General features: G+C 60.6%; 14 protein-coding genes and 1 riboswitch. Of the genes, 11 read left to right on the top strand and 3 right to left on the bottom strand.

The genetic code is table 11. The features are described 5' to 3' along the window. Window positions 1-79: 79 nt before the first annotated feature. On the bottom strand, window positions 80-412 hold the full coding sequence (locus D8U69_RS07565; RefSeq protein WP_008004867.1) for a multidrug efflux SMR transporter: 333 nt from the start codon (window positions 410-412) through the stop codon (window positions 80-82). Between the two features lie 103 nt (window positions 413-515). Here D8U69_RS07565 and D8U69_RS07570 point away from each other — a divergent pair, with 103 nt between their 5' ends. Continuing rightward, window positions 516-1,418, top strand: a complete 903-nt coding sequence (locus tag D8U69_RS07570) for a LysR family transcriptional regulator (RefSeq protein ID WP_130903955.1) — start codon at window positions 516-518, stop codon at window positions 1,416-1,418. 11 nt (window positions 1,419-1,429) lie between these two features. Continuing rightward, complete coding sequence (gene waaA, locus D8U69_RS07575; protein ID WP_130907032.1) at window positions 1,430-2,710, top strand: lipid IV(A) 3-deoxy-D-manno-octulosonic acid transferase; 1,281 nt, start codon at window positions 1,430-1,432, stop codon at window positions 2,708-2,710. A 165-nt stretch (window positions 2,711-2,875) separates the two neighbouring features. Here waaA and D8U69_RS07580 read toward each other — a convergent pair whose 3' ends face one another. Next, complete coding sequence (locus D8U69_RS07580) at window positions 2,876-4,315, bottom strand: TolC family outer membrane protein (RefSeq protein WP_056852342.1); 1,440 nt, start codon at window positions 4,313-4,315, stop codon at window positions 2,876-2,878. Window positions 4,316-4,521: 206 nt separating this feature from the next. Continuing rightward, window positions 4,522-4,627, top strand: a riboswitch (TPP riboswitch). Window positions 4,628-4,790: 163 nt separating this feature from the next. Here D8U69_RS07580 and thiC point away from each other — a divergent pair. Together thiC and cytX are read left to right on the top strand one after the other, a co-directional pair. Then, window positions 4,791-6,680, top strand: coding sequence for a phosphomethylpyrimidine synthase ThiC (thiC, locus tag D8U69_RS07585; protein ID WP_056852343.1), 1,890 nt, complete (start codon window positions 4,791-4,793; stop codon window positions 6,678-6,680). Window positions 6,681-6,845: 165 nt separating this feature from the next. Next, window positions 6,846-8,138, top strand: a complete 1,293-nt coding sequence (gene cytX, locus D8U69_RS07590; RefSeq protein ID WP_056852344.1) for a putative hydroxymethylpyrimidine transporter CytX — start codon at window positions 6,846-6,848, stop codon at window positions 8,136-8,138. Here cytX and D8U69_RS07595 read toward each other — a convergent pair. Continuing rightward, on the bottom strand, window positions 8,107-8,853 hold the full coding sequence (locus D8U69_RS07595; protein ID WP_056852345.1) for an RsiV family protein: 747 nt from the start codon (window positions 8,851-8,853) through the stop codon (window positions 8,107-8,109). The genes cytX and D8U69_RS07595 overlap by 32 nt on opposite strands. Window positions 8,854-9,077: 224 nt before the next feature. On the opposite strand from D8U69_RS07595, the gene D8U69_RS07600 reads away from it, so the two are divergent. The 7 genes from D8U69_RS07600 to D8U69_RS07630 all read left to right on the top strand — a co-directional run bounded on the left by D8U69_RS07600 (window position 9,078) and on the right by D8U69_RS07630 (window position 15,337). Then, window positions 9,078-9,695, top strand: a complete 618-nt coding sequence (locus tag D8U69_RS07600; protein WP_056852346.1) for an NUDIX domain-containing protein — start codon at window positions 9,078-9,080, stop codon at window positions 9,693-9,695. Continuing rightward, window positions 9,686-10,138, top strand: a complete 453-nt coding sequence (locus tag D8U69_RS07605; protein WP_008063540.1) for a DUF1249 domain-containing protein — start codon at window positions 9,686-9,688, stop codon at window positions 10,136-10,138. Before D8U69_RS07600 ends, D8U69_RS07605 begins: the two co-directional genes overlap by 10 nt. 111 nt (window positions 10,139-10,249) lie before the next feature. Continuing rightward, window positions 10,250-11,065, top strand: a complete 816-nt coding sequence (gene cpdA / locus D8U69_RS07610; RefSeq protein ID WP_130907033.1) for a 3',5'-cyclic-AMP phosphodiesterase — start codon at window positions 10,250-10,252, stop codon at window positions 11,063-11,065. 208 nt (window positions 11,066-11,273) lie between these two features. Continuing rightward, on the top strand, window positions 11,274-11,882 hold the full coding sequence (locus tag D8U69_RS07615; protein ID WP_056852348.1) for a YqiA/YcfP family alpha/beta fold hydrolase: 609 nt from the start codon (window positions 11,274-11,276) through the stop codon (window positions 11,880-11,882). 43 nt (window positions 11,883-11,925) lie between these two features. Next, complete coding sequence (parE, locus tag D8U69_RS07620) at window positions 11,926-13,830, top strand: DNA topoisomerase IV subunit B (RefSeq protein WP_056852349.1); 1,905 nt, start codon at window positions 11,926-11,928, stop codon at window positions 13,828-13,830. After that, window positions 13,830-14,816 (top strand): esterase-like activity of phytase family protein, encoded by a 987-nt coding sequence (locus D8U69_RS07625; protein ID WP_130907034.1) that lies wholly within the window; start codon window positions 13,830-13,832, stop codon window positions 14,814-14,816. The genes parE and D8U69_RS07625 overlap by 1 nt, the downstream gene beginning before the upstream one ends. Next, window positions 14,813-15,337 (top strand): TIGR02281 family clan AA aspartic protease, encoded by a 525-nt coding sequence (locus D8U69_RS07630; RefSeq protein WP_056852351.1) that lies wholly within the window; start codon window positions 14,813-14,815, stop codon window positions 15,335-15,337. The genes D8U69_RS07625 and D8U69_RS07630 overlap by 4 nt, the downstream gene beginning before the upstream one ends. Window position 15,338: the final 1 nt, after the last annotated feature.

The raw sequence follows: 15,338 nt of genomic DNA on the forward strand, positions 1-15,338 counted from the left end.
TTTTGCTGGCGATCAACACGGCGAATCAAAATCCTGTGGGAGCGAGCAGGCTCACTCCCACAGTGCATTAGGTGCGAGCTTAATGCCCGGCAGTCTTGGAGAAGAGCTGGATGACAACAACCCCCAGCACAATCAACGCCATCCCCAGCATCGCCGGCACATCCAGTTTCTGCCCGTAGATAAACAGCGCCGCCACACTGACCATGACGATGCCCATGCCGGCCCACACCGCGTAGGCAACACCCACCGGCACGCTGCGCACCACCAGCGTCAGCATCCAGAAGGCAATCCCGTAACCGACGATGACCAGCAACAAGGGCAACGGTGTGCTGAAGCCTTTGACCGCTTTCATCGAAACAGTGGCAATCACTTCGGCGCAGATGGCGATGGCCAGATAGTAGTAGGCGGTCATGGTTCAATCCTCGTGTGAAGTGTTGCTCTCTGAGGTCGGCATTTTAGAGATTCCCCAGATGCGGTAAAGTCATTACCTATCTGCTTTGGAGATGGGTTGAGCCATGAACACACAATGGAATCTGGAGCAGTTGCGGCTGTTTGTCAGCGTGGCTGAGCAACGATCGTTTTCCGCCGTGGCGCGGGATCAGCGCAAGGCGCAATCGGCGGTCAGCAGTTCTATTGCATTGCTGGAGGAAGACCTGGGCGTGAGCCTGTTCGAGCGCAGTAGCGGCCGTCAGCCGAAACTCACCGAGGCCGGCACGACATTACTGGAGGAGGCCCGAGAAGTGCTGCGCCAGTGTGAACGCCTCAATGGCCGGGCGTTGGCGATGATGCGCGGGCAAGAGGCCCGTTTGCGTGTGGCGCAGGACGAGGCGATGCCTTACCAGCCGATCATCGAAAGCTTCGAAGCCCTGGCGGAAAAATTTCCCAGTGTCGAAGTGCAGTTGACCAGCGCCGCCCAAGGCGATGTCGCGCGCAAACTGGTGGAGCGGCGGGCCGATCTGGGGTTGTTGTTCTTTCATGATCAGATACCCGAAGCGCTGGAACGGCGGGTATTGGGCAGCGTCGAAATGGTCACCGTGTGCGGCAGGGATCATCCGCTGGCGGCCAAGGGCACAGTGGACTGCCAGCAACTGGCGCAACACCGGCAGTTGTTGATGTCGACGGAGTCCAGCATTTATCCGGGCAGCGAGCCAGCCAGTCCGCAAGTCTGGCGTGCCGACAGTTTCTACGTGATGGCCGAATGGCTGGTGCGCGGCCTGGGTTGGGCATGGTTGCCGCGCCACGTGGTGCAGTACCCGACGTATCAGAATCAGATGGTGGAACTGGTCAGCGAATGGACTCCGCCGGCGCTGGTGGTGGAGCTGGTCTGGCGCCGCGACGAACCGCTCGGTCCGGCGGCTCGCTGGCTTGCTGAACGTTTTGCCGTGCACTTGCAGGCGATCGGCGAAAAAAGCCGATAAACTCCGCCGCCATGAATAGAACTCTCTACACCGCGCTGTTTTATCTGGGGCTGCCATTGGTGGCGATTCGGCTTTGGCTGCGCGCACGCAAGGCGCCGGCGTATGCCAAACGCATTGGCGAGCGTTTCTCCTATGGCATGCCCGCGATGAAACCGGGCGGTATCTGGGTGCATGCGGTGTCGGTGGGCGAGAGCATTGCTGCCGCGCCGATGATCCGTGCCTTGCTGCAACGCTATCCACAATTGCCGATCACCGTGACGTGCATGACGCCAACTGGCTCGGAGCGCATCCAGGCGTTGTTTGCCACTGAGCCGCGCATCCAGCACTGTTATTTGCCCTATGACTTGCCGTGCGCCGCTAAACGCTTTCTTGATCGGGTCCGACCAAAACTGGCGGTGATCATGGAAACCGAGCTGTGGCCCAACCATATTCATCAATGCGCCAAGCGCGGGATTCCGGTGGCACTGGCCAATGCGCGGTTGTCGGAACGATCCGCCAAGGGTTATGGCCGCTTCGGCAAATTGACCGGACCAATGCTGGCCGAGATGAGCCTGTTCGCGGTGCAGACCGAAGCCGAGGCCCAGCGTTTCCGTGATCTGGGGGCGCGGGTAGAAACGGTTGAAGTGACCGGCTCGATCAAGTTTGACCTGACGATCGATCCGCAACTGTTGCAGCGCGCCAGCGAATTGCGTAGCCAATGGCAGGCCCAGGAGCGCCCGGTGTGGATCGCCGCGAGCACCCATGACGGCGAAGATGAAGTAGTGCTGGCGGCCCATCGCCGGTTGCTGGCCGATCATCCTGATGCGTTGCTGATCCTGGTGCCGCGTCATCCGGAGCGATTCGATTCGGTGTACGGCTTGTGCCAGCAACAAGGGTTTGCCACGGTCCGGCGTTCCAGCGGCGAGCCGGTTGGTGCCGGTACTTCGGTGCTGCTCGGCGACACCATGGGTGAATTGCTGTTTCTCTACGCGTTGGCCGACAGCGCTTTTGTCGGCGGCAGTCTGGTGCCCAACGGCGGGCATAACCTGCTGGAGCCGGCCGCGCTGGCAAAACCGGTATTGAGTGGCCCGCACCTGTTCAATTTCCTCGAAATCGCCGCGCAACTGCGCAGTGCCGGGGCCTTGCAGGAAGTGGAAGATGCCGAAGGTTTGGCCCTGGCAGTTCAGCGGCTGTTCGAATTGCCGCGGGATGCACAACGCATGGCCGAAGCAGGCTTGAAAGTGATGCGCAGCAATCAGGGCGCATTGCAGCGGTTGCTGGATGGGCTAGGCCGGTTGATCGCTGGCCACTGACCAATTGTGGCGAGGGAGCTTGCTCCCGCTGGGCTGCGAAGCAGCCCCATACCCCGACACCGCACTGCATACAGACATATCGCATTGCCAGGTTTTACGACTGCTTCGCAGCCGAGCGGGAGCAAGCTCCCTCGCCACAGAAAGCTTTTCACCCAAGTTGCCTTTTTACTGACCCGGCCGGGCCTTCAACTGTTCAGCCGCAGCCTTGGCCAGATCCGGTGGCAGGAAATCCTTGTCCGGGTTGTAGTCGGCCTTGAGCCAGCGCGCCAGGTCCTGCAAATCACCCGGGTTCAATGTCCCGGCCTGTTGCTTGAGGCGCAGGTTGTCGAGGATGTAGTCGTAGCGGGTGTTGTTGTAATCACGCACCGAGGTGTACAGCTGGCGCTGCGCATCCAGCACGTCGACGATGTTTCGCGTCCCCACCTGATAACCGATTTCGGTCGCTTCCACCGCGCTCTGGTTGGAGATGATCGATTGCTTGCGCGCCTGTACCTGTTCGACGTCAGTGTTCACCGCGCGATGCAGGTCGCGGGTGTTTTCGACGATTTGCCGGCGCAGGGATTCGCGCTGCTGCTCGGTCTGGTCCAGTTGAGCGTAAGACTGACGGACCTGGGAATTGATCAGCCCGCCACTGTAGATCGGGATGTTCAATTGCAGGCCAATCGACGATTGCTCGACATCACCCTTGTACGACTGCCCAAAGGCACTCGGGTTACTGAAGCCCAGTGCGTCGTTATCGCCTTTCTGGTATCTGGCCACGGCATCAACGGTCGGTGCATGGCCGGCCTTGCGCTGTTTGAGGGTTTGCTCGGCGGCGCTGACGGCATAGTTGCTGGCCAACAGATTGAGGTTCTGTCTGGCGGCTGTGTCGACCCACGCCTTGGCATCGTTCGGTGCCGGCGGCAGGATCGGCAAGTTATGGGAAATGCCCCAGATAGCCTTGTACTGACGGTTGGTCAGGGTGATCAGGGCTTCGAACGCGTCATCCACCTGACGCTGCGCGACGATCCGGTTGGCACGTGCAGTGTCGTAGCTGGCTTGTGAGTTCAAGACGTCGGTCTTGTCCGAAAGGCCGACATCGAAACGTTCGTTGGACTGATCCAGCTGCCGTTTGAACGCGGCTTCTTCGGCCTTGGTCGATGCCAGGTTGTCCTGACTGCGCAACACGTTGAAGTAACTGTCGGCGGTTTGCAGGATCAGGTTTTGCTGGGTCGCCGAGAGTTGCAGGGCGGCCTGTTCGTTGACGTCCTTGGCGGCCTGGAACTGGAACCAGCGATCGGCACGAAACAGCGGCTGTGCCAGGGTTGCCTGGTAAGAGTGGGCATTGCGGTTGGCAGTGGCCGACGGCTGATCGATAGACGTGCGGACACTGGTGACATCCGCGCCACCCGACAGATTGGGCAGCAGCCCGGCGCGGGCCTGGGGCACGACTTCTTTCTGGGCGCCATATTGAGCGATGGCGGCAGCGAGGTCGGCGTTGTTGTCCACCGCCTCCTGGTAGACGCTGACCAGATCGTTTTTTGTCGACAAGGGCGCTTCTGCTGCCCAGGCCATTCCATTGGACGCACATGACACGGCAACGGCCAGTGAGAGTTTGCGCAGCATAGGCGATCCCTAGTAGAAATATTACACAAGTAATTTAAGCGCCAAGGCTAAGGCGCTACAGGTGCAGCGTCAATGCGCAGCCTCGGCGTAGCGAGTGTAGTTGTGCATTCAATCGGCAACAATCCTGCCTTCCCCCGTAATTACGCCATTCATCAAGGTGTTTGCAGCGGTGTTGGCGTTCTTTGCCAGTTGTGTCTAGACTGGCCGGGTTCTTGTCGGGGTGCCTTGCTATGAGGCTGAGATCGAATAATTTCGGATCCCGTTGAACCTGATCAGGTTAACGCCTGCGTAGGGAACAAGATTTCTCGTCACCCGGCGAGTCCTCTTGTGCTTCGTCCGGGATGTTGTTCGACAATCGAACAGCCCTCGTGCACCGAGCACAGCACAGCTGGTTTCCCAGCGCCCGTGCGTCCATTCGTTTACAGGTTCGCTCCGACAAAAATCCACTGCCTGGATGATGTCTGGAGAACCCGTGATGACTACAAAAGCAAAAATCGCCACCAACCTGAGTGAATCGGCCAAGGTCGATCAGCAATCGGTTCAGCCGTTTACCCGCTCGCAAAAAATCTATGTCCAGGGCTCTCGTCCGGACATTCTCGTGCCGATGCGTGAAATCAGCCTCGACGTGACGCCGACCGACTTCGGCGGCGAGGTCAACGCACCGGTCGTGGTCTATGACACATCAGGCCCGTACACCGATCCCAACGTCATCATCGACGTGCGCAAAGGCTTGGCCGATGTGCGTTCGCCGTGGATCGAGGCCCGTGGCGACACCGAGCGACTGGCTGGCCTGAGTTCGAATTTCGGCCAGGAACGCCTTGCCGATCCCGAGTTGACCCAGCTGCGTTTCGCTCACGTCAACAATCCACGTCGCGCGAAACCGGGCGCCAACGTCAGCCAGATGCACTACGCGCGCAAAGGCATCATCACCGCCGAGATGGAATACGTCGCCATCCGCGAAAACATGAAGCTGGAAGTGGCCCGCGCCGCCGGCCTGCTGGACCAGCAGCACGCCGGCCACAGCTTCGGCGCCAGCGTGCCGAAAGTCATTACCCCCGAATTCGTCCGTGACGAAATCGCCCGGGGCCGCGCGATCATCCCGGCCAACATCAACCACACCGAACTGGAACCGATGATCATCGGCCGTAACTTCCTGGTGAAGATCAACGGCAACATCGGCAACAGCGCCCTGGGTTCGTCCATCGAAGAAGAAGTGGCGAAATTGACCTGGGGCATTCGCTGGGGTTCGGACACGGTCATGGACCTGTCCACCGGCAAGCACATCCATGAAACCCGTGAGTGGATCATCCGCAACTCGCCCGTGCCGATCGGTACTGTGCCGATCTATCAGGCCCTGGAAAAAGTCGGCGGCGTCGCCGAAGACCTGACCTGGGAGCTGTTCCGCGACACGCTGATCGAGCAAGCCGAGCAGGGCGTCGACTACTTCACCATCCACGCCGGCGTGCTGCTGCGCTACGTGCCGATGACCGCCAAACGCGTGACCGGCATCGTCTCCCGTGGCGGTTCGATCATGGCCAAGTGGTGCCTGGCGCATCACAAAGAGAACTTCCTCTACACTCATTTCGAAGACATCTGCGAAATCATGAAGGCCTACGACGTCAGCTTCTCGCTGGGCGATGGCCTGCGTCCTGGCTCGATTGCCGATGCCAATGACGAAGCACAGTTCGGCGAGCTGGAAACCCTCGGCGAGTTGACCAAGATCGCCTGGAAGCACGACGTGCAATGCATGATCGAAGGCCCGGGCCACGTGCCGATGCAGTTGATCAAAGAGAACATGGACAAGCAGCTCGAATGCTGCGACGAGGCGCCGTTCTACACCCTCGGCCCACTGACCACCGACATCGCGCCGGGCTACGACCACATCACCTCCGGCATCGGTGCGGCAATGATCGGCTGGTTCGGTTGCGCCATGCTTTGCTACGTAACGCCCAAGGAGCACTTGGGTTTGCCGAACAAGGATGACGTGAAGACCGGGATCATCACCTACAAGATCGCCGCCCACGCCGCCGACCTTGCCAAGGGACATCCGGGCGCGCAGATTCGCGACAACGCCTTGAGCAAGGCGCGCTTCGAATTCCGTTGGGAAGACCAGTTCAACCTGGGCCTTGATCCGGACACCGCTCGTTCGTATCACGATGAAACCCTGCCGAAGGATTCGGCCAAGGTCGCGCATTTCTGCTCGATGTGCGGGCCGAAGTTCTGCTCGATGAAAATCACCCAGGAAGTCCGCGAGTACGCGGCCAACCAACGCATCGAAGCGGTCGACGTGGACGTTGCCCAAGGCATGGCCGAACAGGCCGAGCGCTTCAAGCAGGAAGGCAGCCAGCTGTACAAGAAGGTTTGATCCCGTACTGATCGTTCCCACGCTCTGCGTGGGAATGCAGCCCGTGACGCTCCGCGTCACTGGACGCGGAGCGTCCCTAGAGGCATTCCCACGCAGAGCGTGGGAACGATCAATCACAGGTTCGGTGATCAATACAACAACAAATGTCCCTCTGAGATAACACCCTTGAGCATTCAACCCAGCACTTACTCACCTGATATCGCCGTGCCGATCGACAAACGTGTGTTCGGCGGCCGCGATCTGTTTTCTCTGTGGTTCTCCCTCGGCATCGGCCTGATGGTCCTGCAGACCGGCGCATTGCTTGCACCAGGCCTGGGCCTGTCGGGCTCGTTGCTGGCGATTTTCCTCGGCACGCTGGTCGGCGTTCTTCTACTGGCGGCGGTCGGGGTGATCGGTAGCGACACCGGCCTGTCATCGATGACTGCACTCAAACTCAGCCTCGGCGCCAAGGGCGCGAGCCTGCCGGCAGTGCTGAACCTGCTGCAACTGATCGGTTGGGGGGCGTTCGAAATCATCGTCATGCGCGATGCCGCCAGCCTGTTGGGCGCCAAGGCTTTCAGCGACGCCAGTCTGATGTCGAGCCCGGTGCTGTGGACGCTGTTTTTCGGCGCGCTGGCGACCTTGCTCGCTGTCAGCGGTCCGTTGACCTTCGTGCGCAAGATATTGCGCAAGTGGGGCATCTGGTTGCTGTTGGCGGCGTGCATCTGGTTGACCTGGAACCTGTTCGCCAAGGCCGATCTGGCCGCATTGTGGACGCAGGCCGGCGATGGCTCGATGCCGTTTGCCGTGGGCTTCGACATTGCCATCGCCATGCCGCTGTCGTGGTTGCCTTTGATTGCCGACTACTCGCGTTTCGGCAAGCGGGCGAAAAACGTCTTCGGTGGCACCGCCATCGGTTTCTTCATCGGTAATTTCTGGCTGATGAGCCTGGGCGTGGCCTACACCCTGGCGTTCGCGCCGAGCGGTGAAGTCAATGCCCTGTTGCTGGCACTGGCCGGCGCCGGCCTGGGCATTCCGTTGCTGTTGATTCTGTTGGACGAGTCGGAGAACGCCTTCGCCGACATTCACTCGGCAGCGGTGTCCAGCGGGATTCTGTTGCGCCTGAAAGTCGAGCACCTGGCATTGGCCATCGGCGTGATCTGCACGCTGATCGCCTTGCTGGCGCCATTGGCCCAGTACCAGAACTTCCTGCTGTTGATCGGCTCGGTGTTTGCGCCGCTGTTCGGCGTGGTGCTGGTGGATCACTTCATCCTGCGCAAGCGCAGTGGCCAGGTGGCGTCAGCCGCGCTGCGCTGGCCGGCGCTGCTCGCCTGGCTGGGCGGGATCAGCACCTATCATTTGCTGGCCAACCTGTATGCCGATATCGGTGCAACCCTGCCGGCACTGGTGGTGGCAGGGTTGCTGCAGCTGGTGCTGGGCCGGGCCTTCAGTTACGGCCGGGAAACAGCTCGGGCTTGAGGATGCCGTTCAGGCGAGGGTAGGGGATCTTCAGTTCGACATGGCCCAGTGCGTACGGCGCGATGCTGCTGGTTTCATATTTGAGGATCACCCCGCCATAGGTCAGCGCCACGTTCTGGGTTTTCTGGAACGGCCAGCTTTTGACGAACTCCGGTTCCTGATCGAGCTTGGTGCTGATCAACCAGCTGTTGTGCGCCACCTGCGCGGCTTTCCAGAACGCCTCTTCCTGCCCTGGCACCAGCATGTCCGCCAGCGTCAGCACTTTATGCTGCTGACGCGAGTAGTTGATGAAGCCGCGGCCCGGCGTGCCATGGGCGCCGCCAGTGTCCAGGTAGCTGGACAATTCGATGATCACCAAGCCGTCATGCTGCTCGCGTACTTTCGCTTGCAGGTAGCTGCTGTTGCGTGGCCCCGCAGTGCGCAAGAATTGCTCGCGATAGGCCGCCAGCGTCGGCGCGACCGGAGCATCGGGCGAGGTGCGGGTCATTGCCAGCAGGCGCTTTTCGATGATGCCATCCAGTGCGGGTTCCGCGGGGAAGTGCAGGGTGTCGATGTTCACCAGCGGGCAATCCTGATCCTTGCAACCCGGCTGAAGCTGTTCGGTGGCGTCGCGGGTGACTTCCAGCGGTGCGCGATAATTGGGCTGGAACAAACTCTGGCAGGCGCCCAGGGTCAGGGCGATAGCGGCCACGGAGGCGATTTTAAAAAGCGACATGTGCGTCCTTCATAAATCAGGGAAAGGCAAAAAGTTACCCGCTTCGACTACCAACGGAGCAGTCAGTTCGCCACTAAGCTAATTAGAGTGGGTTTCGTCCTCACCGTCTATCCCGCTGACGGGAAAGGGGCTGCATCAAACCTCACGGGCGCGTTAGGATGGCGCGAAGTCGAGGTTCCACGGGAAAAGGAATCTCGTATCGGATTGAAGTAATGAGGATTGTCATGACCGATTTTGCCAACGCCATTCCGACCGCCGTAGAGATCGTTCGGCGCGAAAAGTGCTTCGAGGGCTTCTACAAGCTCGAACGCGTGCACTTGCGCCATGAATTGTTCGCCGGTGGCATGAGCCGCGAAATCAACCGTGAACTGTTCGTCCGTCATGATGCAGTGTGCATGCTGCCGTACGATCCGCAGCGAGACGAAGTCGTGCTGATCGAGCAGTTTCGTGTCGGTGCCCTCGGCAAGACCGACAATCCGTGGCTGGTAGAACTGGTTGCCGGTCTGATCGACAAGGACGAACAGCCGGAAGAAGTTGCTCACCGCGAAGCGCAGGAGGAAGCTGGGCTTGAAATCGCAGCGCTCTGGCCGATGACCAAATATTTTCCATCGCCGGGCGGCAGCGACGAATTCGTGCATTTGTACCTGGGGCGTTGCGACACCACCGGCGCCGGTGGCCTGCATGGACTGGAGGAAGAGGCCGAAGATATCCGCGTTTCGGTGTGGGCCTTTGAAGATGCCCTGCAAGCCGTACGCGATGGACGAATTGCCAACGCGCCAAGCATCATTGCCTTGCAATGGCTGGCTTTGAATCGCGTTGAAGTGAGGGGGTTATGGTCGTAAACAAACTGCGCGATCGCTATCGAGTGGACCTCGTGGGGCTGCAAGCGTCCTGTGAGGCGAACTACGCGCGCCTGATGCGACTGTTGCCGGACATGCGCAGCGAGCCTGCGGCGAGGCGCATCGCCGTGACCCATGGCGACCAGATGCTCGGCGTGCTGGCGCTGGAGGTGTTGCAGGTCTGTCCGTACACCACCACCCTGCAAGTGCGTCAGGAGCACAGTCTGCCCTGGCTACCGGTGCCGCAACTGGAAGTACAGGTCTATCACGATGCCTGCATGGCCGAAGTGGTCAGTGCCGAACATGCGCGACGCTTTCGCGGCATCTATCCTTATCCAAATGCCTCGATGCACCAGCCCGACGAAAAAGCCCAGCTGAACATGTTCCTGGGCGAGTGGCTGAGTCATTGCCTGGCATTGGGGCATGAGTACGAAGTGGTACGTTAACTTCCGTCGCAGTTGTGAACTGCGTCAGGTTCACAGGTTTCTTCTTTCGATCGTCCCCCAGCATAATTGCGCCAATCATCCAATCCCGTGATCACGCCCTGGGAGAACACCTTGCCGAGCGTATCCACCTTGAGCACCGCTGAGCCGGCACTGCTGGTGCAAATTTCCGACAGCCATCTGTTCGCCGAGGCGCACGGCACGCTACTGGGCATGAACACCCGCGACAGCCTGCAAAAAGTCCTTGAAAGGGTGCGCGCCCAGCAGCCACGGATCGACCTGGTCCTGGCCACCGGTGACCTGTCTCAGGACGGCTCGCTGGAGTCTTACCAGGCGTTTCGCGACCTGACCCGACAGCTCGATGCGCCGGCGCGCTGGATTCCCGGCAATCACGACGAGCCGCAGATCATGGCCGAGGCCGCCGTTCAGAGTGCATTGCTGGAGCCGGTAGTGGATATCGGCAACTGGCGAGTCACGCTGCTCGATTCGGCAGTGCCGGGCTCAGTGCCGGGCTACCTGCAGGACGAACAATTGCAACTGTTGGCCCGCTCGTTGAGCGAGGCACCGCAGCGGCATCATCTGGTGTGCCTGCACCATCATCCGGTTTCGATTGGTTGTGCGTGGATGGAACCGATCGGTTTGCGCAATCCGGACGCCTTTTTTGAAGTGCTCGATCGTTTTCCGCAGGTGCGTGCCGTGCTGTGGGGGCATGTGCATCAGGAGATCGATCAATTGCGTGACAATGTGCGTCTGATCGCCTCGCCGTCGACCTGCATTCAGTTTGAACCGGGTAGCGAGGACTTCACGGTCGGAGAGCAGGCGCCGGGGTATCGCTGGTTGCGGTTGATGCCCGATGGACAGCTGCAAACCGGGGTGGAACGCGTTACCGGTTTCGATTTCCAGGTCGACTACGGCTCCAACGGCTACTGACACGTTTCCCGCGAACACTGATTTCCATTGTGGGAGCTGGCTTGCCAGCGATTACGGACTGCCTGACAACATCAATGTTGAATGTGACGGCCTCATCGCTGGCAAGCCAGCTCCCACAGGGGCTGTGTTCAATTCGGTGGCGATGGCACCCAACATCCCCCGAGTCCCTGTAAACTCCGCTTCTTTACCCGACGCGCAGGGAGTCCAAATGTCCGGTTCGATCCTTTATATCCACGGTTTCAACAGCGCGCCTGCATCGAAAAAGGCCACGCAGTTGAGCGCAGTGATGGAACGGCTGGGCTTGAGCGACCATTTGCGCGTGCCGGCCTTGCATCACCATCCCCGCGAGGCCATCGGTCAGCTTGAACAGGCGATTGCAGCGCTCGGGCGGCCATTACTGGTCGGCAGCTCACTCGGCGGCTACTATGCGACTCACCTGGCCGAGCGCCATGGCCTGAAAGCCCTGCTGATCAACCCTGCCGTCAGCCCGCACCGGATGTTCGACGGATTTCTGGGGACGCAGAAAAACCTGTATACCGATGAGACCTGGGAACTGACCCACGACCACGTAACGGCGCTGGCCGAGCTGGAAGTGCCGCCACCCCTGGACCCGCTGCGGTATCAGGTATGGTTGCAGACGGGGGATGAAACGCTGGACTATCGCCTGGCCCAGCAGTATTACCGGGCCTGTGCCTTGCGTATCCAGGCCGGCGGCGACCATAGTTTCCAGGGGTTTGCCGCACAGCTTCCAGCCATGCTGAGTTTTGCCGGCATTGGCGCCGATGTGTATCAGGCGATAGATTTCACCGCATTGTGAAACCTCGCCCCTATTTTCAATGAATGACTGACGACGAGACCCCATGGCCACTCCCAGCGCTAGCTCTTATAACGCCGACGCCATCGAAGTCCTCTCGGGCCTCGACCCGGTGCGCAAACGCCCCGGCATGTACACCGACACCAGTCGGCCGAACCACCTTGCCCAGGAAGTCATCGACAACAGTGTCGACGAAGCTCTGGCCGGGCACGCCAAATCGGTGCAGGTCATCCTGCACGCCGATCACTCGCTGGAAGTCAGCGACGACGGCCGTGGCATGCCGGTGGACATTCACCCCGAAGAGGGTGTTTCCGGGGTCGAACTGATCCTCACCAAGCTGCATGCCGGTGGCAAGTTTTCCAACAAGAACTACCAGTTCTCCGGCGGTCTGCACGGGGTGGGTATTTCGGTGGTCAACGCCTTGTCGACCGAAGTCCGGGTGCGTGTAAAGCGTGACGGCAACGAATACCAGATGACGTTCGCCGATGGTTACAAGGCCACCGAGCTGGAAGTGGTCGGCACGGTCGGCAAACGCAACACCGGTACCAGCGTGTTCTTTGCGCCGGACCCGAAATACTTCGACTCACCGAAGTTCTCCATCAGCCGCCTCAAGCATGTGCTCAAGGCCAAGGCCGTGCTGTGCCCGGGGCTGCTGGTCAGTTTTGAAGACAAAGCCACCGGCGAGAAAGTCGAATGGCATTACGAAGACGGCCTGCGTTCCTACCTGGTCGATGCGGTCAGCGAATTCGAGCGCCTGCCGGACGAGCCATTTTGTGGCGCGTTTGCCGGTAACAAGGAAGCGGTGGACTGGGCGCTGCTGTGGCTGCCGGAAGGCGGCGACGCGGTGCAGGAAAGCTACGTCAACCTGATCCCGACCGCCCAGGGCGGTACCCACGTCAACGGTTTGCGCCAGGGGCTGCTCGACGCCATGCGCGAGTTCTGCGAATTCCGCAGCCTGTTGCCGCGCGGCGTAAAGCTGGCCCCGGAAGACGTCTGGGAGCGCATCGCTTTCGTGCTGTCGATGAAAATGCAAGAACCGCAATTCTCCGGCCAGACCAAGGAACGCCTGTCGTCCCGGGAAGCCGCGGCGTTTGTTTCCGGCGTGGTCAAGGATGCGTTCAGCCTGTGGCTCAATGCCAACCCGGAAACCGGTCTGGCGTTGGCCGAACTGGCGATCAACAACGCTGGTCGTCGTCTGAAGGCCAGCAAAAAGGTTGAGCGCAAGCGCATCACCCAAGGTCCGGCGCTGCCGGGCAAACTCGCCGATTGCGCCGGGCAGGACCCGATGCGCTCCGAGCTGTTCCTGGTGGAAGGTGATTCCGCCGGCGGTTCGGCCAAGCAGGCGCGGGACAAAGAGTTCCAGGCGATCCTGCCGTTGCGCGGCAAGATCCTCAACACCTGGGAAGTCGACGGCAGCGAAGTGCTGGCCAGCCAGGAAGTGCACAACATTGCCGTGGCCATCGGCGTCGATCCGGGCGCGGCGGACATGAGCCAGCTGCGCTACGGCAAAATCTGCATCCTTGCCGACGCCGACTCCGACGGTCTGCACATCGCGACATTGCTCTGTGCCCTGTTCGTCCAGCACTTCCGTGCGCTGGTCGATGCCGGCCACGTGTATGTCGCCATGCCGCCGCTGTACCGCATCGACCTGGGCAAAGAGATCTACTACGCCCTCGACGAAGCCGAGCGCGACGGCATTCTTGATCGCCTGGTGGCGGAGAAGAAGCGCGGCAAGCCTCAGGTCACCCGATTCAAGGGTCTGGGTGAAATGAACCCGCCGCAGTTGCGCGAAACCACCATGGATCCGAACACCCGGCGCCTGGTGCAACTGACGCTGGATGATTTCGAGGCGACCTCGGAAATCATGGACATGCTGCTGGCGAAAAAACGCGCTGGCGATCGCAAGACCTGGCTGGAATCCAAGGGCAACCTGGCGGAGGTGCTGGGCTGATGCGCCTGGGCTTTGCCCTGGCGTGTGCGTTGCTGCTGACCTCGATGACGGTGTCCGGCGAACCGGCACCGCAACTGCGTCTGTTGTCCGAGCATGCCATCGATGGCATGCGCGGCGGCAACCTGTCCGGGCTGGCTCAGTGCGGCAAGGAACTGTGGACGATCTCCGACCGCGACGACGATCAGATCTACCGCCTCGATACCCAGGCCAGCGTCTGGCGTGCAGAGGCCTTGGGCATCGGCGTGCCGGAAGTGCCTGACAGCGGCTTGCCCTGGGGCCTGCGTTCGCGGGCCTGGGCGGCGTCATTCGTGCGTGGCGGCGGTCTGGACTTCGAAGGCATTACTTGCGACAACGCCGGCAACCGCTATGTCGTCAGTGAAGCCCATGCAGCGGTGTTGCAAATTCCGCCGACCGGGCCGACTTCCTGGTTGAAGATTTCCCCGCTGATGGTGCGTGAAGCTCGGGCCAGAGGCATGTTGTTGCGTTTCAACGCGTTGTTCGAGGGCTTGGCGATCAATCCTGAGGGTGACCAGTTGTGGTTGGCCGCTGAACGCCAGAACCGTGGATTGCTGCTGGTCAAGCGCAAGCAAACCGTCTGGGATTGCGACGGCGGCTGCGTGCTGCTCAGCGAAGACGGAAAAGAAATGCAGCCTGCACAGTTCCCCCATGCCAGGGCAATGCCCCGGGACTTTGCCGATCTGTCACTGTTCAACGGCAAGCTGTTCACCCTGGAACGCAATGCGTTCGAGATCTGTCGCCGCGACGCATTGACTGCCAAGCTCGAGCGTTGCTGGTCGTTTGCCGACGAGGCATTGCAGGAAAATCGGCGTTATCCCCAGGATTTCGGCCTCACGGAGGCATTGGTAGTCGACGCTGACGGAGCCTGGATCGGTATCGACAACAACACCGGAGCCCGTGCCGATGGTGAATTTCGTCCGATCGTCTGGCGCTTTGCCGCGCCTGACGGTGGCTGGAACGCGCCGTGAGCCAGCAAACCCCAGGTAAACGCGCCGGTCGAGTGTTGATGGTGCTGGCCTGGTGTGCGGCGCTGTTTCTGGCCACACGGTTTTTCGGGCAGTGGGAAGAGCGTCAGCAAAACCCGAATGTGATGGTGAGCTCGGAACAGGGCAATGGTTACATCGAGGTGAAACTGGCCAGCAATGCCCAGGGACACTTCGTCGCCAGTGGCCATATCAACGGGCAGCCGGTGGACTTCATGCTCGACACCGGGGCCACTGATGTGGCGGTCCCGGCGGAACTGGCCAAGCGCTTGCAGCTGGCAGAAGGTTTCGGTGTGACCCTGAGCACGGCCAATGGCCTGAGCCAGGGCTATCGCACCCGTATAGAACGCCTGCAACTGGGCGACATCGTGCTGCGGGATGTCCGCGCACTGGTGGCGCCCGGCCTGCATGGCGACCAGGTGTTGCTCGGCATGAGCGCACTGAACAAACTTGAATTTACCCAGCGCGGTGGCACCATGCTGCTGCGCCAGACAACGAACCGATGAG

The sequence above is a fragment of the Pseudomonas sp. Sample_16 genome, from assembly GCF_004307665.1.
Classification (GTDB): Bacteria; Pseudomonadota; Gammaproteobacteria; order Pseudomonadales; family Pseudomonadaceae; genus Aquipseudomonas.

Excerpts from the sequence above, each read along its gene's own strand:
- D8U69_RS07565 (WP_008004867.1), bottom strand. The coding sequence starts at position 412 with ATGACCGCCTACTACTATCTGGCCATCGCCATCTGCGCCGAAGTGATT.
- D8U69_RS07570 (WP_130903955.1), top strand. The coding sequence starts at position 516 with ATGAACACACAATGGAATCTGGAGCAGTTGCGGCTGTTTGTCAGCGTG.
- waaA (WP_130907032.1), top strand. The coding sequence starts at position 1,430 with ATGAATAGAACTCTCTACACCGCGCTGTTTTATCTGGGGCTGCCATTG.
- D8U69_RS07580 (WP_056852342.1), bottom strand. The coding sequence starts at position 4,315 with ATGCTGCGCAAACTCTCACTGGCCGTTGCCGTGTCATGTGCGTCCAAT.
- thiC (WP_056852343.1), top strand. The coding sequence starts at position 4,791 with ATGACTACAAAAGCAAAAATCGCCACCAACCTGAGTGAATCGGCCAAG.
- D8U69_RS07595 (WP_056852345.1), bottom strand. The coding sequence starts at position 8,853 with ATGTCGCTTTTTAAAATCGCCTCCGTGGCCGCTATCGCCCTGACCCTG.
- D8U69_RS07600 (WP_056852346.1), top strand. The coding sequence starts at position 9,078 with ATGACCGATTTTGCCAACGCCATTCCGACCGCCGTAGAGATCGTTCGG.
- D8U69_RS07605 (WP_008063540.1), top strand. The coding sequence starts at position 9,686 with ATGGTCGTAAACAAACTGCGCGATCGCTATCGAGTGGACCTCGTGGGG.
- D8U69_RS07615 (WP_056852348.1), top strand. The coding sequence starts at position 11,274 with ATGTCCGGTTCGATCCTTTATATCCACGGTTTCAACAGCGCGCCTGCA.
- parE (WP_056852349.1), top strand. The coding sequence starts at position 11,926 with ATGGCCACTCCCAGCGCTAGCTCTTATAACGCCGACGCCATCGAAGTC.
- D8U69_RS07625 (WP_130907034.1), top strand. The coding sequence starts at position 13,830 with ATGCGCCTGGGCTTTGCCCTGGCGTGTGCGTTGCTGCTGACCTCGATG.